Annotated in this window: 10 protein-coding genes; 7 read left to right on the plus strand and 3 right to left on the minus strand. The window is 67.5% G+C overall.

Going from position 1 to position 13,046, the window contains the following annotated elements; translation table 11 throughout:
• Positions 1-92 precede the first annotated feature (92 nt).
• The 5 genes from PVZ77_RS02875 to etfB all read left to right on the plus strand — a co-directional run bounded on the left by PVZ77_RS02875 (position 93) and on the right by etfB (position 7,128).
• Positions 93-623, plus strand: coding sequence for a DUF5943 domain-containing protein (locus tag PVZ77_RS02875; RefSeq protein WP_007160248.1), 531 nt, complete (start codon positions 93-95; stop codon positions 621-623).
• A gap of 105 nt (positions 624-728) precedes the next feature.
• On the plus strand, positions 729-2,789 hold the full coding sequence (gene dgcA, locus PVZ77_RS02880) for a dimethylglycine demethylation protein DgcA (RefSeq protein ID WP_273805395.1): 2,061 nt from the start codon (positions 729-731) through the stop codon (positions 2,787-2,789).
• A gap of 146 nt (positions 2,790-2,935) precedes the next feature.
• A complete protein-coding gene (dgcB, locus tag PVZ77_RS02885) occupies positions 2,936-4,927 on the plus strand; it encodes a dimethylglycine demethylation protein DgcB (RefSeq protein WP_273805394.1) in 1,992 nt (663 codons plus the stop codon).
• Between the two features lie 175 nt (positions 4,928-5,102).
• A complete protein-coding gene (gene etfA, locus PVZ77_RS02890) occupies positions 5,103-6,338 on the plus strand; it encodes an electron transfer flavoprotein subunit alpha (protein WP_273805393.1) in 1,236 nt (411 codons plus the stop codon).
• Positions 6,328-7,128: an electron transfer flavoprotein subunit beta gene (gene etfB, locus PVZ77_RS02895; RefSeq protein WP_443218021.1), complete on the plus strand. Its 801-nt coding sequence runs from the start codon at positions 6,328-6,330 to the stop codon at positions 7,126-7,128. Before etfA ends, etfB begins: the two co-directional genes overlap by 11 nt.
• Positions 7,129-7,448: 320 nt before the next feature.
• Here etfB and polA read toward each other — a convergent pair whose 3' ends face one another.
• Positions 7,449-10,196: a DNA polymerase I gene (gene polA / locus PVZ77_RS02900; protein ID WP_273805392.1), complete on the minus strand. Its 2,748-nt coding sequence runs from the start codon at positions 10,194-10,196 to the stop codon at positions 7,449-7,451.
• A gap of 254 nt (positions 10,197-10,450) precedes the next feature.
• On the opposite strand from polA, the gene PVZ77_RS02905 reads away from it, so the two are divergent.
• Together PVZ77_RS02905 and PVZ77_RS02910 are read left to right on the plus strand one after the other, a co-directional pair.
• Positions 10,451-10,741: a DUF2782 domain-containing protein gene (locus PVZ77_RS02905; protein ID WP_027597317.1), complete on the plus strand. Its 291-nt coding sequence runs from the start codon at positions 10,451-10,453 to the stop codon at positions 10,739-10,741.
• Between the two features lie 62 nt (positions 10,742-10,803).
• Positions 10,804-11,757 carry a homoserine kinase gene (locus tag PVZ77_RS02910; protein ID WP_273805391.1) on the plus strand — a complete coding sequence of 318 codons (954 nt, stop codon included), beginning with the start codon at positions 10,804-10,806 and terminating at the stop codon, positions 11,755-11,757.
• A gap of 31 nt (positions 11,758-11,788) precedes the next feature.
• Here PVZ77_RS02910 and PVZ77_RS02915 read toward each other — a convergent pair whose 3' ends face one another.
• Positions 11,789-12,121 carry a hypothetical protein gene (locus PVZ77_RS02915; protein ID WP_273805390.1) on the minus strand — a complete coding sequence of 111 codons (333 nt, stop codon included), beginning with the start codon at positions 12,119-12,121 and terminating at the stop codon, positions 11,789-11,791.
• Entirely contained in the window at positions 12,118-13,038 is a 921-nt protein-coding gene (locus PVZ77_RS02920; protein ID WP_273805389.1) for a hypothetical protein, read from the minus strand. Before PVZ77_RS02920 ends, PVZ77_RS02915 begins: the two co-directional genes overlap by 4 nt.
• Positions 13,039-13,046: the final 8 nt, after the last annotated feature.

The raw sequence follows: 13,046 nt of genomic DNA on the forward strand, positions 1-13,046 counted from the left end.
GGGCTCCTTGCCAGCGGCGCGCTCGCTACGGCTCCACAGGCATTCACCCACACCTTTTTTTAGATACGTATTAGCGAATCGGAGCTCCACACATGGCCAGCCACGCCCCCGAAATGCCCATCCAGGTCGACGACGAAACCGGCGTCTGGACCACCGACGCCCTGCCGATGCTGTACGTACCCCGGCACTTCTTCGTCAACAACCACATGGGCATCGAAGAAGTCCTGGGCGCCGACAAGTACGCCGAGATCCTCTACAAGGCCGGCTACAAGTCCGCCTGGCACTGGTGCGAGAAGGAAGCCGAATGCCATGGCATCCACGGCGCCGCGGTGTTCGAGCACTACATGAAGCGCCTGTCGCAGCGCGGTTGGGGCCTGTTCGAGACCCAGAAGCTCGACCTGGACACCGGCTACGCCGAGGTCAAGCTCAAGCATTCCGCCTTCGTCTACGTCTACGGCAAGGTCAATCGCAAGGTGGACTACATGTTCACCGGCTGGTTCTCCGGCGCCATCGACCAGATCCTGGCCGCCAAGGGCAGTGCCATCCGCACCGTCACCGTCCAGGAATACAGCGGTTCCGAAGAAGGCCACGACGACGGCCTGTTCGTCACCCGGCCGAAGTAACGCCACGCCCCCGGGTGGCCGCCGACCCGCTCGCCGCCACCCCAGCGACACCCCTGAGCAAGAGCGCGGCTCAAGACCGCGCACCAGCCGATCGAGGAGAAGGTCATGGCCTTCGAAGCAATGTTCCAGCCGATCCAGATCGGCAAGCTCACCATCCGCAACCGCGTACTCTCCACGGCCCACGCCGAGGTCTATGCCACCGACGGCGGCATGACCACCGAGCGCTACGTCAAGTATTACGAAGAGAAGGCCAAGGGCGGCATCGGCCTGGCCATCTGCGGGGGTTCCTCGGTGGTCGCCATCGACAGCCCACAGCACTGGTGGAGTTCGGTCAACCTCTCCACCGACCGCATCATTCCGCACTTCCAGAATCTGGCCGACGCCATGCACAAGCACGGCGCCAAGATCATGATCCAGATCACCCACATGGGTCGCCGCTCGCGCTGGGACGGCGGCCACTGGCCGACCCTGATGTCCCCGTCGGGCATCCGCGAGCCCGTGCACCGCGCCACCTGCAAGACCATTGAGCCGGAAGAGATCTGGCGGGTGATCGGCAACTTCGCCCAGGCCGCGCGCCGGGCCAAGGCCGGCGGCCTGGACGGCGTCGAGCTGTCCGCCGTGCACCAGCACATGATCGACCAGTTCTGGTCGCCGCGGGTCAACAAGCGTACCGATGAATGGGGTGGCAGCTTCGAGAACCGCATGAGATTCGGCATGGAGGTGCTCAAGGCCGTGCGCGCCGAGGTCGGTGACGACTTCTGCGTCGGCATGCGCATCACCGGCGACGAATTCCACCCGGACGGTCTGTCCCACGACGACATGAAGCAGATCGCCAAGTACTACAGCGACACCGGCATGCTCGACTTCATCGGCGTGGTCGGCTCGGGTTGCGACACCCACAACACCCTGGCCAACGTCATCCCGAACATGACCTATCCGCCGGAGCCCTTCCTGCACCTGGCCGCAGGCATCAAGGAAGTGGTCAACGTGCCGGTGCTGCACGCCCAGAACATCAAGGACCCGAACCAGGCCACCCGCATCCTGGAGGGCGGTTACGTCGACATGGTCGGCATGACCCGCGCCCACATCGCCGATCCGCACCTGATCACCAAGATCAAGATGGGGCAGATCGACCAGATCCGGCAGTGCGTCGGCGCCAACTACTGCATCGACCGCCAGTACAACGGCCTCGACGTGCTGTGCATCCAGAATGCCGCCACCAGCCGCGAATACATGGGCCTGCCGCACATCATCGAGAAGTCCACCGGGCCCAAGCGCAAGGTGGTCATCGTCGGCGGCGGTCCGGCCGGCATGGAGGCCGCGCGCGTCTCGGCCGAGCGTGGCCATGACGTCACCCTGTTCGAGAAGCAGGAGCAACTCGGCGGCCAGATCACCCTGGCCTCCCGCGCGCCGCAGCGCGACCAGATCGCCGGCATCACCCGCTGGTACCAGTTGGAGCTGACGCGTCTGGGCATCGACCTGCGCCTGGGCACCGCCGCCGATCCGGCGACCATCCTCGACCTGCGCCCGGACATCGTCATCCTGGCCAACGGCGGCCATCCCTTCCTGGAACAGGTCGACCACTGGCACGCCGCCGACGGCCTGGTCGTCAGCAGCTGGGATATCCTCTCGGGCAAGGTCGAGCCGGGCAAGAACGTGCTGGTGTACGACACCATCTGCGAATTCACCGGCATGTCGGTGGCCGACTACCTGGCCGACAAGGGCGCCCAGGTCGAGATCGTCACCGACGACATCAAGCCGGGCGTGGCCATCGGCGGGACCACCTTCCCTACCTACTACCGCAGCCTCTATCCCAAGGAAGTGATCATGACCGGCGACCTGATGCTGGAAAAGGTCTACGCCGAGGGCGACAAGAAGATCGCGGTGCTGGAGAACGAATACACCGGCGCCCGCGAGGAGCGCGTGGTCGACCAGGTCGTCATCGAGAACGGCGTGCGCCCGGACGAGGGGCTCTACTACGCCCTCAAGGAAGACTCGCGCAACAAGGGCCAGATGGACATCGAGGCGCTATTCGCCATAGAACCGCAACCGGCGCTCGGCGAGGCCGGCAATGGCTACCTGCTCTACCGGATCGGCGATTGCGTGGCCCAGCGCAACACCCACGCCGCCATCTACGACGCCCTGCGCCTGTGCAAGGACTTCTAAGACGGCCTGATTGATCGCGGCCATGGGCCGCTCCTACGCCTGAACCCGTAGGAGCGGCCCATGGCCGCGATAGCTCACCTTCTGCGGCCCCCGGCGCTTCGCCACCCCGGCCGCGCCTGCGGGGCCCGCCCTGTGAGGATAGATCGATGTTGAACACCATCCTCCCCATCCTGCTCTTCGCCGCCCTGGCCCTCACCGTGATCGGCGCCGTGCGCCGCTTCAGCCTCTGGCGACAGGGGCGTCCGGCCGAGGTCGACTGGCTGGGTGGGCTGCTGAAGATGCCACGGCGCTACCTGGTGGATCTGCACCACGTGGTCGACCGCGACAAGTACATCTCCAAGACCCACGTGGCCACCGCGGGCGGTTTCGTCCTGGCGGCGCTGCTGGCCATCCTGGTGCACGGCTTCGGCCTGCACAGCCGCATCCTCGGGTGGGCGCTGCTGGCGGCCACCGCCTGCATGTTCACCGGTGCCCTGTTCGTCGCCAAGCGCCGCCGCAACCCGCCGGCCCGGCTGTCCAAGGGCCCCTGGATGCGCCTGCCCAAGAGCCTGCTGGCCTTTGCCGCGAGCTTCTTCATCGCCACGCTGCCGGTCGCCGGCATCCTGCCGCCGGACTTCGGGGGCTGGATTCTGGCCGTGGTCCTGGCGGTGGGCGTGGCCTGGGGCGTGTCCGAGCTGTTCCTCGGCATGACCTGGGGCGGCCCCATCAAGCACGCCTTCGCCGGTGCCCTGCACCTGGCCTGGCACCGCCGCGCCGAGCGCTTCAGCACCCCGCACAACGCCAGCGCCGCCCGCTCCAGCGGCCTCAAGGCGCTGGACCTGCACGATCCCAAGGCGCCACTGGGCGTGGAAAAGCCCGCCGACTTCACCTGGAACCAGTTGCTCGGCTTCGACGCCTGCGTCCAGTGCGGTCGCTGCGAGGCCATGTGCCCGGCCTTCGCCGCCGGCCAGCCGCTCAACCCCAAGAAGCTGATCCAGGACATGGTGATCGGCCTCAAGGGCGGCAGCGATGCCCGCTACTTCGGCTCGCCCTATCCCGGCAAGCCGGTCGGCGAACACGCCGGCGGTCCGCACCTGCCCATCGTCGCCCGCCAAGGCAAGGCCCTGGTGGACGCCGAGACCCTCTGGTCCTGCACCACCTGCCGCGCCTGCGTCGAGGAGTGCCCGATGATGATCGAGCACGTCGATGCCATCGTCGACATGCGCCGGCACCTGACCCTGGAACGCGGCGAGACGCCGAACAAGGGCGCCGAGGTGCTGGAGAATCTCATCGCCACCGACAACCCCGGCGGCTTCGCCCCCGGTGGCCGCCTGAACTGGGCCGCCGACCTGGACCTGCCGCTGATGAAGGACAAGGGCCAGGCCGAGGTGCTGTTCTGGGTCGGCGACGGCGCCTTCGACATGCGCAACCAGCGCACCCTGCGCGCCTTCGTCAAGGTGCTCAAGGCGGCCAGGGTGGACTTCGCCGTGCTCGGCCTGGAAGAACGCGACAGCGGTGACGTGGCCCGCCGTCTGGGTGACGAGGCGACCTTCCAGCAACTGGCCAGGCGCAACATCGAGACCCTGGGCAAATATCGCTTCCAGACCATCGTCTCCTGCGATCCCCACAGCTTCCACATGCTCAAGAACGAATACGGCGACCTGGGTGGCCACTACCAGGTGCAGCACCACAGCACCTTCATCGAGACCCTGCTCAGCCGCGGCACCCTGCACCTGGGCCAGCACGCCCTGGCCGAGCAGGGCGCCACCATCACCTATCACGATCCCTGCTACCTGGGCCGCTACAACGGCGAGTACGAGGCGCCGCGCGCGGTGCTCAAGGCGCTGGGCATCGCGGTCAAGGAGATGGAGCGTTCCGGCTTCCGTTCGCGCTGCTGCGGCGGTGGCGGCGGAGCGCCGATCACCGATATCCCCGGCAAGCAACGGATTCCCGACATGCGCATGGCCGACATCCAGGAAACCGGCGCCGAGCTGGTGGCCGTGGGCTGCCCCCAGTGCACCCTGATGCTGGAAGGCGTGGTCGCCCCGCGCCCGGAGATCAAGGACATCGCCGAGCTGGTGGCCGAGGCCATCGTCGAGGCACCGGTGGACAGCAAGCCGGCCGCCGCGCGGCGGCCGGTAGCGGAGGCCCTGTCGTGAGCGGGCGTCGGGGCCCTCTCACCCTGGCCCTCTCCCCGGGGGGAGAGGGGATGATCAGGTGCGCCAGACAAGTCCCGGTGTTCACCGCTTTTACCCCCTCTCCCCTCGGGGGAGAGGGCTGGGGTGAGGGGCCTACCGCGCACCTTACCCGCCATCCCAACACGGAGCGCCCAGCATGAGCATCATTCGTCGCGACCCGCGCCGCGAGTGGATCGCGCGCAACCGTCTGCATCCGCTGCATGCGAGCATCACCAGCAGCGCCGATGCCGAAAGCCGCTGGATGGGGCCCAACGGCCTGGTCCGCAAGAATCCCCACGCCGCAGCCGCCGGTTTCGTCGGCCCCCAGGGCGTCAAGCGTATCGACCGCAGTGGCGCCCAGCAGGGCGGCGGTCGCCGTGGCGCCGCCCAGGCGGTGGAAGAACAATTGCCGCTGCACCAGATCGCCGCGCCGGCCTTCTACATCGCCGTGGTTCCGGATCTGGTCAGCGGTCGCCTGACCGCCCATGACCGTGACCTGCTGGGCCTGGCCCGGCAACTTGCCGGTGCCGAGGGCGCCGTGCTGGCGGTGGTCTTCGGCGAGGTCAAGGAAACCGCCTTCGATACCGCCGGGGTGGATCGCCTGCTGCATCTGGAAGGCGAGCAATTCCAGGGCTATGCCCCCGAACAGCGGGTGCTGGCGCTGCGCGCGGTCAACAACGAACTGCAGCCGCGTCACTGGCTGCTGCCCGACAGCCGCAGTGGTGGCGGCGAACTGGGCCGGCGCCTGGGAGCCGCCTTGCATGAGCGGCCGGCCACCCGTGTCTGGCAGGTCAAGGACGGCCTGGTCACCGGCCGCGCCGGTGCCGGTCGCCAGGATCTGCAGCAGCCGCTGCCGCGCCTGGTCCTGGCTCTGCCGGAATGCGCGGAGCCGGTCGGCGAAACCCGTCACGAGGTCCTGCCGGTAACCCTGAGCGGCAATATCGCCCGGCATCTGCCGCGTATCGAGGACCTCGGTCCGGTCGCTGTCGATCCCATGCAGATTCCCCTGGCCGAGGCCGAATTCATCCTTTCCGGTGGCAACGGCATCCGCGACTGGGATCTATTCCACAGCACCGCCGCGCTGCTGGGTGCCACCGAGGGCGCCTCGCGGGTGGCGGTGGACGACGGCCATATGCCGCGCAACCGCCAGGTCGGCGCCACCGGTACCTGGGTCACCGCCCGGGTCTATCTGGCCGTGGGCATCTCCGGCGCCGTGCAGCACCTGCAGGGCATCGCCAGCTGCGACAAGGTCATCGCCATAAACACCAATCCGGGTTGCGACATGGTCAAGCGCGCCGATCTGTCGGTGATCGGCAACGGTGACGCCATCCTGGCTGCCCTGGCGCGGCTGGTCGAACAACAGCGAGCAGGGGAGTTGCAGGATGTCGCCTGAGCAGAAGCTGCCGTCGCTGGACGGCGTCAAAATCGTGGCCCTGGTGTCCGTTGGCGCCCATCCCACCTCCGGGCGGGCCCGGCGGGCGGAACAGGATGCCCGAGCCGTCGAACTCGGCCTACGCCTGGTGGGCGACAAGCTGCGCGTCCTGCACGCCGGTGATCCCGCCGAAGAGGCCCTGCGCGGCTATCTGGGCATGGGCGTGCCGGCCCTCCACGTACTGGAACAACCGGCGGGTGCCGATGCCCTGCCGGCCCTCGGCGATACCCTGCGCGAGGTCGGTGCCGGCCTGGTACTGACCGGCAGCCAGGCGGAAACCGGCGAGGGTTCGGGTCTGCTGCCCTATCTGCTGGCCGAGACCCTCGGTTGGCCTTTGGTGGTCGGCCTTGCCGCGGTGGAAGCCGTGGAAGGTGGCCAGGCGACCGTGCTCCAGGCCCTGCCGCGCGGTCAGCGACGGCGGCTGCGGGTGCGCCTGCCCTTTGTCGCCAGCGTCGACAGCGCCGCCCCCGCGCCGCGACAAAGCGCCTTCGGCCCGGCCCGGCGGGGCGAGCTGCAGGTCGAGACCATCGAGGTGGTGCAGGACAGTCTGTTCGAAGACGGCGAATTGCAACCGGCCAAGGCACGCCCCAAGCGCCTCAAGGTGATCAAGGCCAAGACCGCCGCCGACCGCTTCAAGGCCGCCACGGCCAAGGCCTCCGGCGATGGCGGCCAGGTGCTCAAGGACCTGACTCCCGAAGCCGCAGCGGCCGCCATCTTCAAGGTATTGCGCGAGGAAGGCGTGGTGCGCTGAGGCTGTGACCCCCTTTCCCTCGGTGAGAGGACCGGGGTGAGGGTGCCCTTGGCACCTGAGTTTCAAGTGGAAAAGGCTGCGCCGTTTTCCACGCTACGGTGCCGAAGCCACACTCCAAACCATTCCCTCTCCCTCTGGGAGAGGGCGGGGTGAGGGAAACCCCCGGCACCTAAGCCTAAGGTGGAAAAGGCTGCGCCGTTTTCCACACTACGGTGCCTATATCGCGGCCATGGCCGTTCGCCGATGCGGTCGCTCCTATAGGTACCTCGAACCGCTGTAGGAGCGGCCCATGGCCGCAATCAAGCTCAGGCGGGCGATCGTCAGTGCGCCTCATCCCAATTGCCACCCACCCCAGACTCCACCAGCAGCGGCACGTCCAGTTCGCCGGCGCCGCTCATCAGCGGTAGCAGGCCTTCGCGCAGGCGCTCCACCTGGTCCTCACGTACCTCCAGCACCAGTTCGTCGTGTACCTGCAGGATCACCCGGGCGTCCAGGTCCGGTGTGGACTGTAGCCAGGCGTCCACGGCGATCATGGCGCGCTTGATGATGTCCGCCGCGGTGCCCTGCATGGGCGCGTTGATCGCTGCCCGCTCGGCTGCCCGCCGCAGACCCTGGTTCTTGGAGTGGATGTCCGGCAGGTATAGTCGACGCCCATAGAGGGTCTCCACGTAGCCCTGGTCCACCACCTGGGCGCGGGTGCGCTCCATGTAGGCCAGCACGCCGGGATAGCGCTGGAAATAGCGATCGATATAGGCCTGGGCCTCGGCCCGGCCGACGCCGATCTGCTTGGCCAGGCCGAAGGCGCTCATGCCATAGATCAGGCCGAAGTTGATGGCCTTGGCGCGGCGGCGATCCTCGTTGCTGACCTCTTCCAGCGGCACCCCCATCACCTCGGCAGCCGTGGCGCGGTGCACGTCCAGGTCGTTCTGGAAGGCATGCAGCAGGCCTTCGTCCTGGGCCAGGTGAGCCATGATGCGCAGCTCGATCTGCGAATAGTCCGCCGCCAGCAGGCGATAGCCTTTTGGCGCGACGAAGGCCTGGCGGATGCGCCGGCCCTCGGCGGTACGGATCGGGATGTTCTGCAGATTCGGGTCGCTGGAAGACAGCCGGCCGGTCGCCGTCACCGCCTGGTGGTAGCTGGTATGGATACGGCCGGTACGCGGATTGATCTGCTGCGGCAGCTTGTCGGTGTAGGTGCTCTTGAGCTTGCTCATCTGCCGGTACTGCATCAGCACTTTGGGCAGCGGGAAATCCTGGTCGGCCAGTTCCTGCAGCACCGCCTCGGCGGTGGAGGGCTGGCCGGAGGCGGTCTTGCTGACCACCGGCAGACCCAGCTTGACGAAGAGGATCTCGCCCAGCTGCTTGGGCGAGCCCAGGTTGAATTCCTGGCCGGCCAGTTCATAGGCCTCCTTTTCCAGGGCGATCATCTTCTCTCCCAGCTCTCGGCTCTGCACCCCGAGCAGCGCCGAATCCACCAGGGCGCCGTTGCGCTCGATGCGCGCCAGCGCCGGCACCAGCGGCATCTCGATGTCGCGCAGGACCCCGGCCAGGCCGGGCACGGCTTCCAGCCTGGGCCAGAGCGTCTCGTGCAGGCGCAGGGTGACGTCGGCATCCTCGGCGGCATAGGGTCCGGCCTGCTCGATGGCGATCTGGTCGAAGGTCAGCTGCTTGGCGCCCTTGCCGGCGATGTCCTCGAACCGGATGGTGCTGTGGCCCAGGTACTTGAGCGCCAGACTGTCCATGTCGTGACGGGTGGCGGTGGCGTCCAGCACATAGGATTCGAGCATGGTGTCGAAGGCGATGCCCTGGATCGTGATGTCGTAGCGGGTCAGCACATTGAGATCGTACTTGCCGTGCTGCATGACCTTGAGCTTGGCCGGGTCTTCCAGCAGCGGCTTCAGCGCGGCCAGCACCGGCTCCAGCGCGAGCTGGGTCGGCGCGCCCATGTAGCTGTGGGCCAGGGGCACATAGGCGGCCTGGCCCGGCGCCACGGCAAAGGACAGCCCCACCAGTTCGGCGCGCTGGGCATCGATGCTGGTGGTCTCGGTATCGAAGGCGAATTGTTCGGCGGTCTGCAGGCGCGCCAGCCAGGCGTCGAAGTCGGCCTGTTCCAGCACGGTGTCGTAGTGGGTTTCCACCTGGGTGGTGGCGGCATCCTCGGCCAGCGGCAGGGGGGCGCCCTGGCGCTTGGTGTCGCGGATCAGGTCATCCAGCCAGGATTTGAATTCCAGCTCCTGGTAGAGCGCCATCAGGGCTTCCACATGGGGCTCGCCGACGGTGAGCTCGTCGAAGGTCAGCTCCAGCGGCACGTCCAGCTTGATGGTGGCCAGCTGGTAGGACAGATAGGCCTGCTCGCGATGTTGGTCCAGCTTGGCGGCCAGCGACTTGGCGCCGCGCAGGGGCAGGGCGGCTACCGCGTCGAGGTTGGCGTAGAGGGTATCCAGGCCGCCACCGATGCCGTTGAGCAGGCCGGCGGCGGTCTTCTCGCCCACCCCGGGCACCCCGGGGATGTTGTCGATCTTGTCGCCCATCAGCGCCAGGTAGTCGATGATCAGCTCGGGGCCCACGCCGAACTTGGTCCTGACCCCTTCCACGTCCAGCACGCTGCCGCTCATGGTGTTGACCAGGGTGACATAGGGGCAGACCAGCTGGGCCATGTCCTTGTCGCCGGTGGAGATCACCACCGGCCGCTCGGCGCTGGCGCAATGACGGGCGAGGGTGCCGATGACGTCGTCGGCTTCCACCCCTTCGACGGCCAGCAGCGGCAGGCCCAGCGCGCGGATGCAGGCGTGCAGCGGCTCGACCTGGCCGCGCAGGTCGTCGGGCATGGCCGGGCGCTGGGCCTTGTAGTCGGCGAAGAGCTCGTCGCGGAAGGTCGGCCCCTTGGCGTCGAAGACCACCGCGAAGAGGCTGTCCGGATACTGGCGGCGCAACGAGAGCAGCATGTTGAGCACGCCCTTCACCGCGCCGGTCGGCTTGCCGGTGGAGGTCATCAGCGGCGGCAGGGCATGGAAGGCGCGATAGAGATAGGAGGAACCGTCCACCAGGACGAGAGGGGCGTGGCTCATGGTCTGGACCTTTGTCGTGGCGTGTGCGGCGTCTGTCCGGCTAGTCTCGACGACTGCAAAACCGGGTTCTAGGCTCTGTACGAAAGGTGTCTGCGCTCGGTGATGCTTCGTTGAAAAAGCCTTCGGAATGCTCATTTACCACTCGTAAACTCCGCTTCCTCAGTCTTTTTCGCCTCGCCTGACCTTCGCTCGACGACTTTTCGTACAAAGCCTAGAATCGACCACTCGCTCCGTTCAAAAGGTCAAAGGTTACCATGGGTGCTCGTCGCTTCCTCTTCGCCGCGTTGCTGCTGGCGCCGCTGGTCCAGGCCGCGGAACCGCTGCCACCGGGGGAAAAGCCCCTGCCTGACGAGATCAAGGTGATCCGCTACCAGGCCGGTGACCAGACCATCGAGGAGACGCGCATCCGCGGGGTGCTGCAATCCACCCGGGTCATCCCCAAGCATGGCGCGCCCTACGAGCTGGTGCCCGCCGATGGCAGCAGCACCGCCGCCAACGACAAGCCGACCCTGCACGTCCCCAGCTGGCGCCTGTTCAGCTGGTAGGCGCAAGGCGCCTGGACCGGTAAACTGCGCGCCGCTCGCACATTCCTCCGCCAGGCCCTGTCATGTCCGTCTTCACGCCCCTCGATCGTCCCACCCTCGAAGCCTTTCTCGCGCCCTATGGCCTGGGGCGGCTGCGGGATTTCCGGGGCATCGCCGAGGGCTCGGAAAACACCAACTACTTCATCAGCCTGGAAGGCGGCGAATTCGTGCTGACCCTGGTGGAGCGCGGTCCGGTGGCGGAGATGCCGTTCTTCATCGAATTGCTCGACGTCCTCCACGACGCCGATCTGCCGGTGCCCTATGCGGTACGCACCCAGGATGACCAGGCCCTGCGCGAACTGGCCGGCAAGCCGGCGCTGCTGCAACCGCGCCTGGCCGGCCGCCACGAGCGTGCGCCCAATCCCCATCATTGCGGCGAAGTCGGCCACCTGCTGGGCCATCTGCACCGGGCCACCGCCGGCGAGCGGCGCATCGAGCGCGCCAGTGATCGCGGCCTGGCCTGGATGCTGGCCGAAGGCGAGCGCCTGGCGCCGACCCTGGACGCGACCGCCCGACCGCTGCTGGAGCGCACCCTGGGGGAAATCCGCAACCTGCTGGCCGAGCAGCCACCGTTGCCCGAAGCCAACCTGCACGGCGATCTGTTCCGCGACAACGTGATGTTCGACGGCCCCCGGCTGTCGGGCGTCATCGACTTCTACAACGCCAGTTCCGGCTGGATGCTCTATGACCTCGCCATCACGGTGAACGACTGGTGCTCCACCGAGAGCGGCGCGCTGGACCTGCCGCGCGCCCGGGCGCTGCTGGCGGCCTATGCCGCCGATCGCCACTTCACGCCGCGCGAAGCCGAGCTGTGGCCGGTGCTCCTGCGCGTCGCCTGCGTGCGTTTCTGGCTGTCACGGCTGATCGCCGCCCAGGCCTTTGCCGGCCAGGACGTGCTGATCCATGATCCGGCCGAATTCCAGCAACGCCTGGCGGAGCGGCAGCAGACCCCGCTGGAACTGCCGCTGACCCTGTAGCCACGGTTCCACGTGGAACCTCTGCGCTGAGCTACAGCTGCAGGCGTCGCTCGATGACGGGCTGCGCCTGGCCCTGTCGCTGCCAACTCAGCTTCGCCTCGACCAGACTGCCCGGTGCGGCGCCCAGGCGCGTGGTGACCGGGCAGCCGTCACCCCTGGCCTCGCCGGCCTGACGGGTGCGGGCGACGCCCCCCGGCCCGTGCAATTCGATGATGAGTTCGTAGCGCAGGGACGTGTCTTCGCCGGTAAAGCACAGCTGTACCTGAGCGCCCGCCGGTTGTGGCTGAACTTCCAGGCGGGCGCTGGCCGCGGCGCCGCCCGCCAGGGGCAGGAGGGCCGCGAGCAGCCAGGCGGCACGTTTCATCGCTGGTTGATGGTGGCGCTGTTGCCGAAGCCGCTCTGCGAGATCTGCGCGCTGTCGTTGAAGCCGTTGAAGTTGGCCGAGGTCTGCAGGATGCTCGCGCGGTTGCTGTCGCCGACCTGGCTGATGCTGGCCGTGCTGATGGCGCTGGTGACGTCGAGGCGCGCCTCGTTGCCGTTGCCGCTCTGGACGATGCTGGTCTGGTTGCTGTCGCCCTGGACGGTGACGCTGGCCAGGTTGTCGTCGCCGGTGGAGCTGCCGCTGAAGCGATTGCCGCGGCCGGCCTGGTCGACGTTCAGGGTGTTGCGACTGCCATCCTGGGTGAAGGTCAGTTCGTTGAACTTGCCGGAGGAGAGCACCGTGGCGACATTGGCCTGGCCACGCTGGGTCAGCTCCACGGTGTCGACCGAGTAGCCCTGCTGGGTCAGGTCGATGCGGTTGTCGGTGCCGGACTGGGCGAGGGTCGCCGTCACGGCATCGCCGCTCTGGTCGACGCGCACCTGGTTGTTGTCGCCGTTCTGCTCTAGGGTCAGCTGGGCACTGGAGGCCGACTGGACCAGGGTACCGCTGTTGCTACCCACGGAGGTGATGGTGGCCTGGTTGCCGAAGCCGTCCTGGGCCAGGCTATGGACGCTGCTGCCGCCTTCCTGGCGCAGGGTCGCCACATTGCCCTGGGCGTAGCCGTAGATATCGCCGCCCTGGGTGATGGTGGCGCTGCTGGCGCCGGTCTGGACCACGCTGATCGCGTTGCCTTCGCCCTGCAGTTGATAGAGGGCCGCGCTGTTGCCGGCGCCGCTCTGGTCCAGGGTGAGGGTGCCGCTGTTGCCGTCCTGCTGGACGATGGCGGTGCTGTTCTGGGCGAGGGCGTTGGTGGCCACGAGGGCCAGCGTCAGGGCGGCCAGGGGCCTGAGTAGAAACATCTGTCTGA

The sequence above is a fragment of the Pseudomonas sp. SHLD1 genome (assembly GCF_028640935.1).
Lineage (GTDB): Bacteria > Pseudomonadota > Gammaproteobacteria > Pseudomonadales > Pseudomonadaceae > Chryseomonas > Chryseomonas aestiva.